Genomic DNA, 16,264 nt, shown 5'->3' on the forward strand with positions numbered 1-16,264 from the left:
CACTCAGACGTTGCGCAAGAAGCCAAGCGCCATTATGCCGGGGGCAGGGAGCAGCATGGATTGAGCGGCTTGGCGGAACCGATCGTCGATCACGAAACCGAAGGGCTGGACATGGTGAGGCCGAAACGCGGCAACCGCATCGGTCTCAAACGCTGGCCTCGGCACTGGGTCCGGCGCGCTATCTCCGTCGCCGTGGTGCTGGCGCTGATGCCGGTGGTGCTGACCTTTCTGTACCTGCCGCCGGTCGTGCATCCGGTATCGACACTGATGCTGAAGGATCTGGCGACGTTTTCCGGCTATGACCGGCGCTGGGTCTCGATCGACGATGTCGCGCCGGCGCTGGCGCATTCGGTCATTATGTCGGAGGACGGGCAGTTCTGTTTCCATCGCGGCATCGACCTCGGCGAGTTGAGGGGCGTCGTCGACGACGCGCTGGCCGGCGAGATGACGCGCGGCGCCTCGACCATCACCATGCAGAGCGTCAAGAACCTCTATCTGTGGTCGCGGCCGCTGGGCTCGGTCCGGAAAGTCGTCGAGCTGCCGCTGGCTGTCTATCTCGACATGGTGATGTCGAAACGGCGCATCATGGAAATCTATCTCAATATCGCCGAATGGGGGCCGGGCATCTATGGCATCGAGGCCGCCGCCCAGCACCATTTCGGGGTTTCGGCAAAACGATTGTCGCGTCGCCAGGCGGCGCTGCTTGCCGTCACCCTGCCGAACCCGATCGCCCGCAACCCGGCGAAGCCCGGGCCGGGGCTGAGACGGCTGGCCTCGCTGATCGAGCGGCGCGCGGGTCGGTCCGGCGCCTATGTCGGCTGTCTGCGATAGCTTAAAAAAATTCGCGGCGGCGCTGGCCAAAACGGCGCAGGGCGTGTATAGGCACCCGACTTTCTCAGATTCCGGCCCTGACGCGGCCCTTTCACGAGGGCAGCCGGGGCATTTTGACCATGTAGTGGAGCATATCCATGGCCGTACCGAAACGAAAAACCTCCCCGTCGAAGCGCGGCATGCGCCGCTCGGCCGATGCGCTGAAGGCCCCGACCTATGTCGAGGACAAGAATTCCGGCGAGATGCGCCGCCCGCACCATATCGACCTGAAGACCGGCATGTATCGCGGTCGCCAGGTTCTGGAGCCGAAGGAAAGCTGAGAACGCTTTCGACGGTTTGGGACTATCGAAGGACCGGCCATCGCGCCGGTCTTTCTGCGTTTTGCGCAGATGATCGCCCCTCGAATTGTTGTCAAATACGCCAGCAGCCATGCCTATGGCAGCCGTACCGGCTGGTACTGTTATTTCGCACGGTCTTTGTCCGTGTTCGCGGTCGCATGCGAAAATTCTTGACGGCGAACGCCGAGCGCATACTAGAGAAGGCTGTCCAACCGGAGCCTTCTGATGTTCGGTGCCATCCCGCTGCTGATCGTACCCTTCGTCCTCTATAATCTTGGGCTTCTGGGAATATTCGGCGGCGGCGACGATCCTTGGGCAATCCAAATGTTCTCGATCCGCATGATGTCGGGCGGAGTGTTCTCGATGACGCTCGGCGATCTGATCGTGCTGATCGGGCTGCTTCTCTTCTTCGTCGAAATCTTGAAATCGACGCGCACGACGAGCGCCTCGATCATGGACCACCTGTTGTCGACCTTCGTCTTCGTGGCCTTCCTGGTCGAGTTCCTGCTGGTGAAGGGCGCGGCGCACTCGGTTTTCTTCATTTTGATGGTCATCGCACTGGTCGACGTCCTGGCCGGCTTCTCAGTATCGATGCGAGCAGCCAGCCGCGACATAACCATGAGCTAATGCATGTCGCGCAAAGCATGCCTCGGGCTTGAACGAGGGTGCGAAGCGGTTTTGGTGTAACGACATGCATAAAGGCGGTGAAGCAGCCGCCTCGTTGTCAGCACCTGCCGACGGCAGGACAGGCCCGCCCGACACGCCGGACCGCTATTTTTTCTTGGCGCGTGTCGGCTTCTTCACCGGAGCAGCCGGCGCATTGGCGAGGTCTTCCGCTTCCTTGGCAAGGCGGAGCGCCCTCAGCTTGTTGGTCTTTATCTGGCGGGCATCGCTCTCAGCGACATATTCCGCCATCGCCTTCTGACGAACCGTGGCTGCCTCTTCCTGCTTCTTGAAACGCAAATCGGCCCGCGCGCGGGCAGTATCCTTAGAGTTCTCAACCAAGGGCTTTTCCAATCCCGTAAATTATAGTTTTCCATGGCTTTAATAGCAGAGCCGCCCTGTGATGGGGGAAATAAGTTGGTCAGGCGCCGGCATCGCACCCGGCGCCCGGCGCCTTTCGGGCGACAACCGCCTCGTATCCGGCCTGCAACGTCGCACGCACGGTGGCATCCGGCGGCGTGTCGGAAGGCGTGCCCAGATGTTCGTGGCGCAGTTCGTCCATGAACTTTTCCCACATCGGCGGGCCGCCCTTTTCCAGAAGCTCGGCGCGGATCGAGAGCTCCTCGCTGACCGGCAGCCAGACGCGACCCCAGGCGCCGAGATGCGCCAGGATCGGCACCAGCGTTATCGCCATTTCGGTCAGGCTGTAGATCGCCTTCTGCTTGTGGGTGGGATCGTCAGCCCTGGTCAGCATGCCGAGTTCCATCAGCCGCTTCAGCCGATCGGCGAGGATGTTGGAAGCGATGCGTTCCAATGACCCGTTGAGCAAGTCGCGAAAGTGGCGTTTGCCGCCGAAAATCATGTCGCGGAGGATGATCAGGCTCCACCGATCGCCGAACACTTCAAGCGACAGGTTGATCGGGCACCCAGACCGATGATCGATGCTCATGCGATTCTCCGATAGAAACCGGTTGCATTATGATATCAGTTCTATTATCGTGCAACTGATTGCGAAATGCAATCGGTTTTGCAGAGAGGAGACGGCGACCATGACCAAGGCAGCGGAACCGGAAATCGTGTCGCAGACGTTTGGCGATCCCGCGCATCCGCCGATGCTGCTGATCATGGGCGCGATGGCTTCGATGCTCTGGTGGCCTGAGGCGTTCTGCCGGAAACTGGCCGGCAACGGCCTGTTCGTGATCCGCTATGACAATCGCGATACCGGCCGTTCGACCAAATATGCGCCGGGCGAACCGCCTTACACTTTCGACGACATGGTGGACGACGCCATTCGCGTCCTCGACAATCATGGCATCGCGAAAGCGCATGTCGTCGGCATGTCGATGGGCGGCATGATCGCGCAGCTCGTGGCGTTGAAATATCCGTCGCGGATCATCTCGCTAACGGCGATCAGCACTTCACCAGTCGGGATCGACACCTCGCATCTGCCAGGGACGATAGAAGCCTATATGGAGCATTCGGCCGAAGGCGCCAAGGTCGACTGGTCGGACCGAGCCCAGGTGGTCGACTACATCGTCAAGGACGCGCACGCGATCGCCGGCACCGCGCATCCCTTCGACGGGAAGCGGACGAGGGCCTTCGTCGAACAGGACTACGACCGGTCCGGCGGTTTTCTAAGCGCGACCAATCATTTCATGCTCAAGACCGGTGAAGATCAGGGCGGCGAGGATCGGGGCAGCGAGGATCGGAAGGGTCGACTGCACGATTTGAAGGTTCCGCTCCTCGTCATCCACGGCACCGCGGATCCGATCTTTCCGGTCGAGCATGGCGCCGCTCTGGCCGAAGCAGTTGCCGGCGCGAGGCTTGTCCGCATTGAAGGCGGCGGCCACGAACTCCATCCCGACGATTGGGCCACGATCGTTGATGCCATCGTCGCCCATAGCCAAGCCAGGTAAGCTGCGGGTCGCGCCTGGTGCGTCGCTGGCCGGGACGGCGCAGCTCAGCTTCCGGGCGAGCCAAGCTGCTCGGCTTCCCAGAACTGGTCGAGCCAGATGTTGAGCTTCAGGAAGCCGGCACTGCTGACCGTATAGACGCGCCTTGTCCCTTCCGGCTTGGCGTTGACCAGCCCGGCGTCGAGCAGCACTTTCAGATGCTGCGAAACCGCCGGGCGCGAGACCGGCAACCCGGCGGCCAGTTCGTTGACAGTCTTCGGGCCGCGCCGAAGCTCTTCCAAGAGATAGCGCCGGTTGGGATCGGCAATCGCCATGAAGGCGTCGGAAAACATCATGCCTTATTTGTGAGGCAAAGCTTTCCAAATCTCAACCGTTGGTTTCAGGCTTTCTGCGTGGATCGAGCCGCAAGGCTTCCGGGGTGATCGAACGCTCGGCCGGTTGCGTCTTGAAGGCGTCGCGGTCTTCGATTGGCACCGGTGCGCGCCGGCTGATGCGCAGCAGCGTATAGCCTGCCAGGCAGAGATGCGCGAGGGCCGTTGCAAGGAACAGGCTTTCCGGACGCATCCAGCCCATCAGGCCGGCGGCCAGCAGCGGCCCGATCATCGTGCCGAAACCATAGAGCAGCAGCAGGCCGCCGGACACTTTGACGAAATCCTCCGCCCGGGCGTGGTCGTTGGCATGGGCCACGGCGATCGAATAGAGCGTGTAGGCAAAGGCCCCGTAGGCGGCGGTGCAGACGATGACGAAGACGCCGGAGCGCGGCTCGAACAGGAACAGCGCGATGGCGAACAGCGCCGCGCCGAAGGCCAGGCCCGCCAGCACGAAGCGGCGGTCGGTCTTGTCGGAGAGACGCCCGGCCGGAAGTTGCATGGCGGCGCCGGCGACGACCACCAGGCTCATCATCAGCGCGATCTCCGCCGTGGAAATGCCGATGCGGGCGCCATAGACGGCGCCAAGCGTGCCCCAGGCGCCGTTGGCGACGCCGATCAGAACGCAGGCGATCGCCGACACCGGCGAATTGACATAGAGCCCCTTGACGTCGAGCGAGACGTCCTGCAGCGGCTTGGGATGCGAAGCCGTCGACACTGCGGTCGGAATGAGCGACAGGCAGAACAGGATACCGGTGATCATGAACAGCGAGGCCGACTTCACATCACCGCCGGCAACGATCATCTGGCCGCCCATGATCGAGGCATAGGTGACCATCATGTAAAGGCCGAAGACGGCGCCGCGGTTCTCGTTGGTGGACTTCTCGTTGAGCCAGCTTTCGATGATCATGAAGGCGCCGGCCATGGTGAAGCCGGTGAAGGCGCGCAGCAGGATCCAGATATATTCGTCGATGATCAGGCCGGTGAGCAGTGCGACGATGGCTCCCGATGCCGCAAAGGCGCCAAAAGCGCGTACGTGACCGGCGCGGCGCACCAGGCGCGGCGCAAAGAAGCAGCCGGTGACGAAGCCGCCGGCCCAGGCCGTGCCCATCAGGCCGAGCGATGCGGTCGAGAAACCCTCCAACTGGCCGCGCAGCGGCAACAACAGCCCGTGCAGTCCGGTTGCCGCAAGCAGGAAAGCGGTGCCGCGAAGCAGCGAAAGGATCGGTCGGTAGCTTGCAAACATTTAGCTGATCCGGCTGGAATTTGGGGAGGGTCTGAAGACAGTCGCATTCGAGCTTTTCGGCGGCGGGCGCTTCGGCTCTGGAAACTATCCGCGGCGAAACAGCGCCTCGGCCGCTGATTTGGTGGTGCTCTTGGTCTCGAGCTCGGCTTCGAGCCGGGCGATCTCGTCGCGCAAGATGCCGATCCGCTCGGACAGTTCATCGACGGAAAGCAGCGACAGATCCTGCCCGATCTCATGCGGGCGCGCTTTCTTTTTGGGTTCGTCGTCGAAGATCGCCATCGTCGCTCCTCGCTCATGCGTCAAAATTAAACGGCTACAGCGTCCTTGGCGCGTCCATCGCACGCCCAGCGCTGCAGTGGCCATTTGCCTGATTTGGCAATCAGCATACATAGGGCAAGGGCATGGATGCAAACAGTCGGCAAGAAAACCGAGAGCTGGCAAGAAACTGGCGAAGCGAGACGGGAAAAAATTCATGGCGAGCGGACAGGACAGAATTCCGGCGAAGATGACGGCCATCGCGATCTCGGAACCCGGCGGACCGCGGGTGCTAAAACCGGAAACGCGTGACGTGCCGGTGCCCGGTCCCGGCGAAATCCTGATCCGGGTGCGCGCCGCCGGTATCAACCGGCCGGATGTGCAGCAACGCAAGGGGGTCTACCCGCCGCCGCCTGGTGCGTCGGACCTGCCGGGCCTCGAAGCGTCAGGCGAAGTTGCCGCTCTTGGCGACGAGATATCGCGCTGGCGCGTCGGCGACCGGGTCTGCGCGCTGACGCCCGGCGGCGGCTATGCCGAATACGTCAAGGTGCATGCCGGCAGCGTGCTGCCGCTGCCCGCCGGCTTTACCCACACCGAAGCGGCGGCGGTACCGGAAAACTACTTCACCGTCTGGCATAATGTCTTCGAACGCGGCGCCCTAAAGAGCGGCGAGACGCTGCTCGTGCATGGCGGCTCGTCCGGGATCGGCACCACGGCGATCCAGCTCGCCTCGGCCTTCGGCGCCCATGTCATTACCACTGCCGGCAGCCAGGAGAAGTGTGACGCCTGTCTGAAGCTCGGCGCCGACCGGGCGATCAACTACCGCGAGGAGGACTTCGTCGCGGCGGTCAAGGACGCGACCGGCGGCAAGGGCGCCAACGTCATCCTCGACATGGTCGGCGGCGACTATGTGGCGCGAAACTACGAGGCCGCGGCGGTGGAAGGCCGCATCATCCAGATCGCCACGCAGAGCGGGACGGTGGCAAGCACCGACTTCTCGAAGATGATGGCCAAGCGGCTCACCCACACCGGCTCGATGCTGCGGCCGCGCACCGTCGAATTCAAGGCGGCGATCGCCGCAGCGCTGGAGGCGCAGGTGTGGCCGCTGCTCGGCACCCGCAAGGTAGCACCGGTCATGGACATGATCTTTCCGCTCAGGGAAGCGTGGCGGGCGCATGAGCGGATGGAGGACGGCGACCACATCGGCAAGATCGTGCTCGATGTCGGCTGACGGTCGGCAAGCAAGCTGAACAAAACCTTAATTGCGCAATGCAACAAACGCATTGCCGCCATGCAAAAGCGTCTGTTCAACTTTTCATCAACGGTGCCTATTTGAGCGGCATCGAAACGATGGAGGACTACCATGAACCCGATCCGTGCTTTCCGTAACTGGCGCATGTACAATGAAACCGTGCGCGAACTGAACCGCTTGAACGCCCGCGAGCTCAACGACCTCGGCATCAACCGTGGTGACATCGAGTGGATCGCCCGCAAGACGCTTTGATCCGCCAAGCAAGAGCCGAGGCAGGCGGATTTCCCGCCGCCGGTTCCGAGCCCGCTAGTCCGGCGGGTTTTGTCGTTTTTAAGTCCGAGGCTACAGCGGCGGCTGCTATGATGGCCGCTATCCAGATCCGAATACAACTCGACCGCAATCTGCGGTTGACTCCAGTTTCAGCGTGGGCATTTTGATCGCGCGGGACTAGGTCAGAGGGTGGGAGCGCTGATCCGGGCCAGTAGCGTGCTGACTCTGAAACAGGCTTGCGCCCATGTTCGACGATCTGACGGACAAGATCTACGAGGCGGCTTTCGTGCCGGAACTTTGGGGCGATGCGCTCGAAGCTGCCGGCAGTCTTTCAGGTTCGGCCACCGGCGCCATCTTCCTGTTCAGTGCCGATTCTCCGGTTCGCGGCAGATTGAGCGACGTTTCTCCGGTTCACGGCAACTCGCTGCGATCCGTGTTTGATGAATTTGTCGCCAGCGACGGCTGGAAATTCTCTGACGCCGTTCAGCGTATGTGCAGCATGCAGCCGGCGAGCTTCGTTCAGGTCGAAGATTTCCTGACAGCCGAAGAGGTCGAGCGTGATCCGGTACGATACAGCTGAGAGCGGCCGGTATCGGCGCACATGTTTGTTCGGCAGTCGCGATGCCGAGTGGCGAGCTCGTCACTTTCGTCTTTCAACGGTGGATGAAGGATGGCACCTACGATCGGGCGTCGGTCGATCGGCTGGACCAGCTTCGCCCGCATTTCGCGCGGGCCGGCATGGTCTCGGCGCGATTGGGGTTGGAACAGGCCAGGGCGACCGTCTCGGCACTCGAGACCATCGGGCTGCCGGCCGCGGTCATGGCTGCATCGGGACGCGTGCTGACGGCCAACAGCCTGCTGGAAGAAATGACCGAGATGTTTCTGCCAACCGCCTATGGCGGCATGGCGATCGCCAATGCCTCCGCCAATGCGCTTTTCCAGCGGGCCATTCTCGAGAACCGAAACGATTTCGCGATCCGATCCATTCCTGTTGCTGCGAACGAAAGCCGGCCGGCTCTGGTCATCCATCTTTTGCCGCTGCGCCGCGCCGCACATGATATTTTCTCCGGCGCGGACATCCTGGTTGCGGCGACGGCGGTAAGCGCCAGTTCCGTCGTGCCTTCACCAACCCTCCTCGCGGGCCTGTTCGACCTGACGCCCTCCGAGGCTCGTCTGGCCGCCGCGCTTTCGCAGGGACGACCCTTGAAAGATGCGGCATCCGACTTGAAGATCACCGTAAAGACCAGCCGGACCTATCTTGAGCGGATTTTCGCCAAGACCGGGACACGCCAGCAAAGTCAGCTGGTCGCCTTGCTCAAGAGCACAGAACCGCTCAATCGCAGATGACGATCGGCCTAAAGCGCGTCGCGTTCGACCGGCCTCATGCGACGCGCTTAAGGTTGTTGTTTTATGCATGTCGTTATCGCAAAACCGCTGCACACTTTTGCGCGACATGCATTAAATCGGTGGAACGCCGCCTATTTGTCGCTTCAATGGCTAAGCGTGGCAAAACCAATCGCTATCAAGGCGCCTCCCAGCACGATGTCCACGTGCTTGCGGAAACGGTTGTAGAATTCGCGCATGGCTGGCTGGGAAATAGCCAGGCCGACAAGGCCAAACCAGGCGATTGCAATGGCAAAAACCAGCGCGACCACGGATATCTGAATTGCCCCGCGCGTATTCAAGCCTAGAGTAGAGGATGCAAAAAACAATGCGGTGGCCGGATTTGCCGCCGCCGTGACAAACCCCAGCCGGAAGTACCGAACGATTGGAACCGGCTTCGGCTCGTCGGCGCCGATCGTGATCGACAGCGCCCGCCGCATCGAATTCCAGCCGATGAAGACCAGCATTGCGCCGTAAAGGCTGGCGGCTATCTGGTGCGCAATGCCCCCCGGCGGCAGCGCAGCGGCGCCCGCCGCGACGACCATCGCCAGCGAACTCGCGCCCAAGGCAATGCCGGCGGCTGCCGAAAGCGCTGTAGTACGCGAAGCGATTAGCCCGGCCTGCGCGACGACAGCAAAATTGGCGCCCGGCAGCATTGCCAGAACCGAATAGGAAATGGCGAACGGAAACAACCCCGCCGCGACAGCGTGCCCGGTTTCCAACATCGATCAGCCCACATCGGCGGCGGCTTGCTCTCCCAAAGCAGGTCGCCGCTACCGAAGCGAAATGTGGATGAAACATGTTCCCACTAACAGTCGGCAAATGCCGACAGAAGGACGTTTTGTTGCCGGGCTAGCGGCTGCGGCCGCTGAGCGGCTCACCGAAGGCGCGATGCTGAAGCCGACAAGGCTGCCTTGACAGGTTCGATATCTCCCGCCATCTCGCGACTACCTTCCAAAAACGTTGCGGAACGGCAACGGAGCGGCTATATAAACGGCGATTTTCCCATTTTGGTGGCTCTAAAACCACCGCCCGCGCGGGAACGCGGGCGAACGAGAAGGATATTTGCAATGGCCAATACGCTGCTGATGCCCAAGGCGACCGCCGTCTGGCTGGTCGACAACACCGCGCTGTCCTTCGAGCAGATCGCGCAGTTCTGCGGACTGCATCCGCTCGAGGTCAAGGCGATCGCCGACGGCGAATCGGCGCAAGGCATCAAGGGCATGGACCCGATCATGACCGGCCAGCTGAGCCGCGACGAGATCGCACGCGCCGAGAAGGATCCGAACCATCGGCTGAAGCTGTCAGACCCCAAGGTGCGGGTGCCGGAATCCAAGCGCAAGGGTCCGCGCTACACGCCGCTGTCGAAGCGCCAGGACCGGCCCAATGCCATCCTCTGGCTGGTGCGCAACCATCCCGAGTTGAAGGACGCGCAGATCGCGCGCCTCGTCGGCACCACCAAGTCGACGATCGACCAGATCCGCGACAGAAAGCACTGGAACTCAGCCAACCTGCAGCCGATGGATCCGGTGACGCTGGGGCTCGCCTCGCAGATCGACCTCGACATGGAAGTCAACCGCGCCTCGCGTGGCCGCGAACAGGCACAGCCGGCCGGCGACACGCTGCTGCCGGCGGCATTGACCGAGCGCCTCGTGCCGGCGCCGGAGAAGCCAAGGGACGAGGATGCGGAACTCGACGCCAACGCCGTCTTCGCCAAGCTCTCGGCGCTGAAGTCGAAGGACGAGGACAAGGACGACGAGGAGTGAGGCGCCTCTTCCTTCTCCCCTTGTGGGAGAAGGTGGATCGGCGCGCAGCGCCGAGACGGAAGAGGGGTGTTGGAAGAAATGAGGCGTCGGCGTTCCCTGGAACATCCGGCCGCTTCGCGGCCACCTTCTCCCACAAGGGGAGAAGGCAAGAAGCGCCGCGGCTAGGTTCGCGCGGCCCGGTCCGGCGCCATGCCGTAGTCCTCGCTGCGCTCCACCGCACGGTAAAAATCGGCGAGCTGCTTGCCGCGCTCCGGCTTGAAGACGCGGCCGGCTATGACCACTGAAGCAATGCGGTCGATGCGGAAAGCGCGAAAGTCGTCGCGCATCTCGCACCAGGCGACCAGCGTCCACACCTTGCCCCAGAACCACAGGCCCAATGGCCTGATGTCGCGCACCGTGCTGCGGCCTGCTTCGTCGGAGTAGTCAATGGTCAGCACCTGGCGTTTTTCCACCGCGCGCTCGATCAGGTCGATGGCTTCGCGGGCGGCGTCGCTCACCACCCACATCGGCGTGTGGATCTCGGTGCGGGCGATGCGGTCCTTCTCGGCATCGGGCAGCACGGCGCCGATCTTGACCAGCGCCTCGTCGGCGGCCCGCGCCATGGCAGCGCCGCCAAATGCGCGCACCATGCGGGCGCCGGCGACCAGCGCGACGATCTCGTCACGCGTGAACATCAGCGGCGGAAGGTCGAAACCCTCCCTCATCATGTAGCCGACGCCGGCCTCGCCGTCGATCGGCACGCCCGTCGACTGCAGGTCGGCGATGTCGCGGTAGATGGTTCGCTCGGAAACCTCGAGCCACGTGCCCAGCTTCTGGGCGGTGACCAGACGGCCACCGCGCAGATGCTGCACGATCTGGAAGAGCCTGTCGGCGCGGCGCATCGTACGGTCCCTCGATGTTGTTTTTAGCCTGTCGTTGTCCCCAAACCGGTTCCAGCTTTCGGGCGATGCATTATGGCTCAAGCCCTTCGCGCTTGCGCTGCGCGGCGACGAATGCCGCGCCGAAGGACAACTTCCCTGTTGTCGGCGTCTTTGCATCCAGCACCCGCCAGAACGGCGCGATGTCGCTCAGCGTCATGCCGCGTTCCAGATCCTCGTTGGCGGCCTCGGCGACAGTGCGCAGATGATAGCCGATGGTGACCGGACATGTCACTTCGGCGCCGTGCTCAATGGCGAGCACGGTGCGCAAGGCGCCGACATCCATGGCCACGCCCTTTGGAATGGAGCGGATGAAATCATCGACCTGCCGTTCCGTCGGCACCAGCATCGGCTGGCCCTCGACGACGTCGCCAACAGTGCGCGGCGTCGGCTTGATGCCATTGATGCCCGGCGTGTTCAGCCTGTCGCTCCAGCTCTTTACCATGCGTCACCTAGACGAAGAGCCCGAAGCTGTTGCAGGGATGAAGGCCATGTCTGTCTCCTTGTACTTTCGAATTATTGCACGCCGCTCCTGACATCATACTGTCAGGAGGCTTCAGCATATTCCCCTTCTGCATACTCCTTGGCGAACAGCGTGCGCATCTCAGCGAGATCGCTGCTTCTCTGGGGATAGAGCGTCTTCAAATAGGCAAGAGCGAAGGTGCCGGGAGCCGAACCCGGCGCGGACACGATGCCACCGTCGGCGACGGCATAGGGCACGTCCTGATAGTTCTGGGCGCCCGGATAGCCCGGTTCCTTTTCGTTGATCCAGTCACGACCATTGCTGGTGTGTTTGGCGTTGCCGAACAGGCCGGCACGCGCCAGTGCCAGCGTGCCCGCACAGATGCCGCCGACCACACCGCCGCGCGCTGCGACCGCTGTCAGCAGTGCGGAGACGTCAGGCGGAGCATCGACCCACTGGTCGGAGCCGATGACCGCGACGGCGTCAAGATCGGTGTTTTCATCAACTGCGGTGGAGCGGTCGGGCGTCAGCATAAATCCGCTGGCCGAAGTCACCGGTTTGCCGTTCGGCGCCAGCGAAACCGCGCGTGCGCCGAACCATTCGACCGCCGAAGCCGCCAGCAGCCCGTATTCCCAGTCGGCGAAGCGATCGATGAAAAGAACGCCGATAGTTTTCTGTTCCGACATTTGCTGCTCCGTCTTTCGGTCCGGCTGACCTGTTTATCTGGGCGCGTGGCGTCGGCATGCAACCGCTGCCGCAAAAAATCGCCTCAATGGCCGCGGCCGTGGCGGCCTTCATAATTATCCGGCCAACCGATGTCCTTGCGGATGCTCTGCGGCAACCCGTTCATCAAACGCCGGGTGCGGATCTCGTTGCGCATCGTCCGGATCTTGCCGACATAGTGCTGAACGCTACGCAGAATGGTAAAACCGTTCATGGCTGGTCTCCTCTCTTTCGATGGAGACACTATCGCACAGCCCTCCTGACAGCAGTCTGTCAGGAGGCTGAGCGGTCTTTAGTGAGCGTGCCAGGTTTTGCCGGTTCTGATCCGTTTGCCCGAGTGAAGCAGGCTTTCTCGTCGCCGGGATCAAGTCTTTCATCTGCCAACGACGGACCGTCGGAATCCGCAGCAGCGACAGGGCCGGGGTTCTGATATCTAAGGAGAAAAATTTCCAGAAATCAGGGAGATGACAATGAGCCTGCAACTGACAGGAATTCACCATCTGACCGCAATCACGGCCAATGCACCCGGAAACCTTCGTTTCTACACCAGGACCCTGGGCCTGCGACTGGTCAAGAAGACGGTCAATCAGGACGACACGTCGGCCTATCACCTTTTCTATGCCGACGCCGAGGCGACGCCTGGCACCGATCTTACCTTCTTCGATTGGCCGGTAGGACGCGAGCGGCGCGGCACCAACAGCATCGTGCGGACCAGCCTGAGGGTCGCCAGCCCTGAAAGCCTTGCCTGGTGGAAGCAACACTTGTCCGGCGAGACCGTCGCGACGGGAGAGACCGGCGATATCGGCGGCTACCCGTCGCTGGACTTCGAAGACCCGGAAGGCCAGCGCCTGCGTCTCGTCAGCGATGGCGGCAAGGGCGACAGTCACCCCTGGGTGCAAAGCCCGGTCCCAGTCGAGCACCAGATACGCGGGCTCGGGCCTATCGTCGTCAGCGTTCCCGACATCACCAACACTGAAACCGTGCTGACCAGGGTGATGAACATGCGCAAGGCGCGGGACTATGCCTCGCCGGATGGTCAGGGCCAGGTTTACGTCTTCGAGATGGGAGAAGGCGGCCCGGCGGCGGAGCTTCATGTCGCCGTGCAGCCGGGCCTTGCGCCGGCACGGCAGGGCGCCGGTGCAGTCCACCACGTGGCATTCAGGGCGCCGGACCAGGAGATTTTGCATCAATGGACGGCGCGGCTGGCCGAGTTCCGCCTTCCGTCAAGCGGTGAGGTCGAGCGATACTACTTCCGCTCGCTCTATTTCCGCGAGCCAAACGGCATACTATTCGAGATTGCGACAGACGGCCCGGGATTCACGGCCGACGAGCCGCTGGAAACGCTGGGCGAAAGGCTGGCCTTGCCACCGTTCCTCGAACCGAAACGGGCTGCGATCGAGGCCAATCTCAAGCCGCTGGCATAGTGCTCCCGTGAGGGAGCGAAAGGAGCGCTTCGACAGCTGAGCGCGATGCCGGAGCGCCGCGTCCTTTTTGACGCGCAAAGGACGCTACAGCACCTTCTACGGATCGTGCTTTCCGAAATCGATTTCGATTTGCGGGCCGATGCGCTAGTCAAAAGCGGCCATGTCGAAACTCCTCGCGCTCGTTATCATTGCCATGATGGTCATCCAGTTGATCAAGCCGCTCGGCTGGCCGGGGCTGAAGCGGCGCAGCGATTTTTGGAAGCTGGCGGTGCTGGCGATGGCGGCAATTTCGATTACAGCGGCGCTGGGCCATTGGGCCTAAAACGCGTCGCGTTCGACCGACCTCACGCGACGCGCTTTAGGTTGTTGTTTTATCGCAAAACCGCTGCACACCCTCGGTTCAAGCCCGAGGGCATGCTTTTGCGCGACATGCATTAGGGCTGGCGGGCCGCTACGCGAGGCGTGGTTCGTTGGCCAGCACCAAGTCGACCAGATGTTCCGCCCAGGCCCGGTAGCCGGCTTCCGAGGCATGAAATCCGTCGGAGGCAAAACCGGCTTCGGCATCGGTGATCGGCAGGCGCGGCGCCGGCACAGCGCCGCGTTCGAGGCAAAGGCGCTCGCCCATCCGGTTCATCTCGGCGGCGCGGATCTCCAGGATCTTTCCGAGCAGCGGCGGCATTGCCGGTGCGCGGGTGAATTCCAGCACCGGCGACCACACCACGCGCGCCTCCGGCCATTTGGCGCGCAGCGCGTAGAGCAGGCCGCCAAAATCGCTTTTGAAGCGTGGCACCGAGTGAAAGTTCTTGGTGTCGTTGGTGCCGATGGCGAGCACGATATGCGTCCAGGGATCGGCCGACAGATTGGGCAGCACATGGTCGCGGATCTGGCCTGAGGTCGCCGAGTTGAACCCGGCTGCCCGCCAGCGCACGGCGCGGCCGGTGCGTTTTGAGATCAGCTCGGCCAGTTGCGCGGCCAGCCCGTATTCGGAATTGCCGATGCCGACCGAGGCGGCGGAAGAATCGCCAAGCATCAGCAGCGAGATCGCCGGCGCCTGGCCCGAAATCTCGTGCATGACCGGACCTTGCGCCGGCAGCATGCGGCTGGTGCGGCGGCGCACGCCAAGCCCCTGCCAGACATAGACCGGAAAGGCGAGCCAGGTGAGGAGGGCAAGAAAGCGCTGCATCGCAAACCGTTTAATGGCAAACGACTTTCGGGCTCAACGCAAGCCGACAGCGCGCCGCATTTTTTTGGAGCATTTTGGAGCGGATGGAACCCGGGCCATGGCCCGGGTTCGGACGAGGAAAAAAAAACCGGTCAGGCGGCCTGTTCCAGTTCCGGCTGCCATTTGCCTAGCGCTGCCAGGTGGTTCATGTGGGCGCGGTGGGCGAAAGCGGCCTGGGCCGCGGCGACGTTGGCCGCCTTGCCGGCCCAGGCCTTCTGTGGCGCCGCCTGCAAGGCGCGGCCATAGGAGAAGGTCAGCTTCCATGGATGCGGGCCGATGGCGTTGATGGCGTTGAGGTTGGCGGTCGCCTCCTCGTCCGATTGTCCGCCGGAGAGAAAGGCGATGCCGCCAATCGCTGCCGGCACCGTCTCGCGGAACAGTTTTATGGTCTTTTCTGCGACCTCTTCGGGGCTGCTGGTGTTGCCAGACTTCTTGCCGGCGAGAACCATGTTCGGCTTCAGAATGGTGCCTTCGAGGACGACGCGGGCGGCGTAGAGCTCGGTGTAGAGTTTCGTCAGCGTTGCCTTGCTGATCTCGTAGCAGGTGCCGATGTCGTGGGCGCCGTCCATCAGCACCTCCGGCTCGACGATCGGCACGATGCCGGCCTCCTGGCAGAGCGCCGCATAGCGGGCGAGCGCATGAGCGTTCGAGCCGATCGACGTGGCGGAAGGCACGCCTTTGGCGACGTCGATGTCGATCACCGCGCGCCATTTGGCGAAACGGGCGCCGAGCTTATAGTAGTCGGCGAGCCGCTCGCGCAGGCCGTCGAGGCCTTCGGTGATGGTGTCGCCGGGATACCCGGCCAGAGGCTTGGCGCCTGCATCGACCTTGATGCCCGGAATCGCGCCGGTCGCCTTGATGATGTCGACCAGCGGCGTGCCGTCCGCGGCTTTCTGACGAATGGTTTCGTCAAAAAGGATGACGCCGGAGATGTATCGGGTCATCGCCTCCTTGGCGCGGAACATCATCTCGCGATAGTCGCGGCGGCTGTCGGCGGTCGATTCGACGCCGATGACGTCGAAGCGCTTCTTGATGGTGCCGGAACTCTCGTCGGCGGCCAATAGACCCTTGCCGTCGGCCACCATCGCAGCGGCAATGTCCTCGAGACGTTCGCTCATTGTGCATCCTCCTGAACCGGTTGTTCCAACAGTGAAATATCCGGGCTAGCAGACCACCAGAGCAAGGCGGGTTCAAGTCGAACCATTCCGAGTGGAAAACTCGAATCGATTG

23 protein-coding genes are annotated in these 16,264 nt (G+C 62.5%); 11 read left to right on the forward strand and 12 right to left on the reverse strand.

Annotation, left to right across the window (positions count from 1 at the left end; translation table 11 throughout):
- The first annotated feature begins 60 nt into the window (after positions 1 to 60).
- The 3 genes from AC0L2K_RS23090 (at position 61) to AC0L2K_RS23100 (ending at position 1,796) form a co-directional block, all read left to right on the forward strand.
- A complete protein-coding gene (locus AC0L2K_RS23090) occupies positions 61 to 831 on the forward strand; it encodes a biosynthetic peptidoglycan transglycosylase (RefSeq protein WP_287065604.1) in 771 nt (256 codons plus the stop codon).
- A gap of 137 nt (positions 832 to 968) precedes the next feature.
- Complete coding sequence (gene rpmF, locus AC0L2K_RS23095) at positions 969 to 1,151, forward strand: 50S ribosomal protein L32 (RefSeq protein WP_006203806.1); 183 nt, start codon at positions 969 to 971, stop codon at positions 1,149 to 1,151.
- Positions 1,152 to 1,394: 243 nt separating this feature from the next.
- Entirely contained in the window at positions 1,395 to 1,796 is a 402-nt protein-coding gene (locus tag AC0L2K_RS23100) for a hypothetical protein (RefSeq protein ID WP_091593310.1), read from the forward strand.
- 144 nt (positions 1,797 to 1,940) lie between these two features.
- Here AC0L2K_RS23100 and AC0L2K_RS23105 read toward each other — a convergent pair whose 3' ends face one another.
- Positions 1,941 to 2,174, reverse strand: coding sequence for a hypothetical protein (locus tag AC0L2K_RS23105; protein WP_023797044.1), 234 nt, complete (start codon positions 2,172 to 2,174; stop codon positions 1,941 to 1,943).
- Between the two features lie 79 nt (positions 2,175 to 2,253).
- Positions 2,254 to 2,781, reverse strand: a complete 528-nt coding sequence (locus tag AC0L2K_RS23110) for a winged helix-turn-helix transcriptional regulator (protein WP_236368879.1) — start codon at positions 2,779 to 2,781, stop codon at positions 2,254 to 2,256.
- A gap of 100 nt (positions 2,782 to 2,881) precedes the next feature.
- On the opposite strand from AC0L2K_RS23110, the gene AC0L2K_RS23115 reads away from it, so the two are divergent.
- Entirely contained in the window at positions 2,882 to 3,748 is an 867-nt protein-coding gene (locus AC0L2K_RS23115) for an alpha/beta fold hydrolase (protein ID WP_287282382.1), read from the forward strand.
- Between the two features lie 44 nt (positions 3,749 to 3,792).
- Here AC0L2K_RS23115 and AC0L2K_RS23120 read toward each other — a convergent pair whose 3' ends face one another.
- From AC0L2K_RS23120 to AC0L2K_RS23130, 3 genes are all read right to left on the reverse strand, one after another.
- A complete protein-coding gene (locus AC0L2K_RS23120; protein ID WP_027152975.1) occupies positions 3,793 to 4,080 on the reverse strand; it encodes an ArsR/SmtB family transcription factor in 288 nt (95 codons plus the stop codon).
- A 31-nt stretch (positions 4,081 to 4,111) separates the two neighbouring features.
- Entirely contained in the window at positions 4,112 to 5,359 is a 1,248-nt protein-coding gene (locus AC0L2K_RS23125) for an MFS transporter (protein ID WP_023797051.1), read from the reverse strand.
- Positions 5,360 to 5,443: 84 nt separating this feature from the next.
- Positions 5,444 to 5,638 (reverse strand): DUF1192 domain-containing protein, encoded by a 195-nt coding sequence (locus AC0L2K_RS23130; RefSeq protein WP_287065598.1) that lies wholly within the window; start codon positions 5,636 to 5,638, stop codon positions 5,444 to 5,446.
- A gap of 193 nt (positions 5,639 to 5,831) precedes the next feature.
- On the opposite strand from AC0L2K_RS23130, the gene AC0L2K_RS23135 reads away from it, so the two are divergent.
- The 4 genes from AC0L2K_RS23135 (at position 5,832) to AC0L2K_RS23150 (ending at position 8,483) form a co-directional block, all read left to right on the forward strand.
- On the forward strand, positions 5,832 to 6,845 hold the full coding sequence (locus AC0L2K_RS23135) for an NAD(P)H-quinone oxidoreductase (RefSeq protein ID WP_473532410.1): 1,014 nt from the start codon (positions 5,832 to 5,834) through the stop codon (positions 6,843 to 6,845).
- Between the two features lie 132 nt (positions 6,846 to 6,977).
- Positions 6,978 to 7,118 (forward strand): DUF1127 domain-containing protein, encoded by a 141-nt coding sequence (locus AC0L2K_RS23140; protein ID WP_473532411.1) that lies wholly within the window; start codon positions 6,978 to 6,980, stop codon positions 7,116 to 7,118.
- A 262-nt stretch (positions 7,119 to 7,380) separates the two neighbouring features.
- The gene (locus AC0L2K_RS23145; RefSeq protein WP_473532412.1) at positions 7,381 to 7,716 is read left to right on the forward strand and encodes a hypothetical protein; all 336 of its coding nucleotides are present in this window, start codon (positions 7,381 to 7,383) and stop codon (positions 7,714 to 7,716) included.
- Between the two features lie 41 nt (positions 7,717 to 7,757).
- Positions 7,758 to 8,483 carry a helix-turn-helix transcriptional regulator gene (locus AC0L2K_RS23150; RefSeq protein WP_473532413.1) on the forward strand — a complete coding sequence of 242 codons (726 nt, stop codon included), beginning with the start codon at positions 7,758 to 7,760 and terminating at the stop codon, positions 8,481 to 8,483.
- 143 nt (positions 8,484 to 8,626) lie between these two features.
- Here the strand turns inward: AC0L2K_RS23150 and AC0L2K_RS23155 are convergent, their stop codons facing one another.
- A complete protein-coding gene (locus AC0L2K_RS23155; protein WP_473532414.1) occupies positions 8,627 to 9,244 on the reverse strand; it encodes a LysE family transporter in 618 nt (205 codons plus the stop codon).
- 345 nt (positions 9,245 to 9,589) lie between these two features.
- Here AC0L2K_RS23155 and AC0L2K_RS23160 point away from each other — a divergent pair, with 345 nt between their 5' ends.
- Complete coding sequence (locus AC0L2K_RS23160) at positions 9,590 to 10,285, forward strand: DUF1013 domain-containing protein (RefSeq protein WP_027152980.1); 696 nt, start codon at positions 9,590 to 9,592, stop codon at positions 10,283 to 10,285.
- 161 nt (positions 10,286 to 10,446) lie between these two features.
- Here AC0L2K_RS23160 and AC0L2K_RS23165 read toward each other — a convergent pair whose 3' ends face one another.
- The 4 genes from AC0L2K_RS23165 to AC0L2K_RS23180 form a co-directional block, all read right to left on the reverse strand.
- Positions 10,447 to 11,166: a helix-turn-helix transcriptional regulator gene (locus AC0L2K_RS23165; protein ID WP_023797058.1), complete on the reverse strand. Its 720-nt coding sequence runs from the start codon at positions 11,164 to 11,166 to the stop codon at positions 10,447 to 10,449.
- A gap of 70 nt (positions 11,167 to 11,236) precedes the next feature.
- Entirely contained in the window at positions 11,237 to 11,647 is a 411-nt protein-coding gene (locus AC0L2K_RS23170) for a hypothetical protein (RefSeq protein ID WP_473532415.1), read from the reverse strand.
- 101 nt (positions 11,648 to 11,748) lie between these two features.
- Positions 11,749 to 12,351, reverse strand: coding sequence for a DJ-1/PfpI family protein (locus tag AC0L2K_RS23175; protein ID WP_473532416.1), 603 nt, complete (start codon positions 12,349 to 12,351; stop codon positions 11,749 to 11,751).
- A gap of 83 nt (positions 12,352 to 12,434) precedes the next feature.
- On the reverse strand, positions 12,435 to 12,602 hold the full coding sequence (locus AC0L2K_RS23180; RefSeq protein ID WP_419695014.1) for a hypothetical protein: 168 nt from the start codon (positions 12,600 to 12,602) through the stop codon (positions 12,435 to 12,437).
- A 256-nt stretch (positions 12,603 to 12,858) separates the two neighbouring features.
- Here AC0L2K_RS23180 and AC0L2K_RS23185 point away from each other — a divergent pair, with 256 nt between their 5' ends.
- Positions 12,859 to 13,812: a ring-cleaving dioxygenase gene (locus tag AC0L2K_RS23185; protein WP_473532417.1), complete on the forward strand. Its 954-nt coding sequence runs from the start codon at positions 12,859 to 12,861 to the stop codon at positions 13,810 to 13,812.
- A gap of 160 nt (positions 13,813 to 13,972) precedes the next feature.
- Complete coding sequence (locus AC0L2K_RS23190) at positions 13,973 to 14,134, forward strand: hypothetical protein (protein ID WP_128170600.1); 162 nt, start codon at positions 13,973 to 13,975, stop codon at positions 14,132 to 14,134.
- A gap of 129 nt (positions 14,135 to 14,263) precedes the next feature.
- Here AC0L2K_RS23190 and AC0L2K_RS23195 read toward each other — a convergent pair whose 3' ends face one another.
- Together AC0L2K_RS23195 and AC0L2K_RS23200 are read right to left on the reverse strand one after the other, a co-directional pair.
- On the reverse strand, positions 14,264 to 14,995 hold the full coding sequence (locus tag AC0L2K_RS23195) for an SGNH/GDSL hydrolase family protein (RefSeq protein ID WP_236368861.1): 732 nt from the start codon (positions 14,993 to 14,995) through the stop codon (positions 14,264 to 14,266).
- A 131-nt stretch (positions 14,996 to 15,126) separates the two neighbouring features.
- A complete protein-coding gene (locus tag AC0L2K_RS23200; protein WP_287068431.1) occupies positions 15,127 to 16,152 on the reverse strand; it encodes a class I fructose-bisphosphate aldolase in 1,026 nt (341 codons plus the stop codon).
- Positions 16,153 to 16,264: the final 112 nt, after the last annotated feature.

The organism is Mesorhizobium sp. WSM4817 (assembly GCF_055811135.1).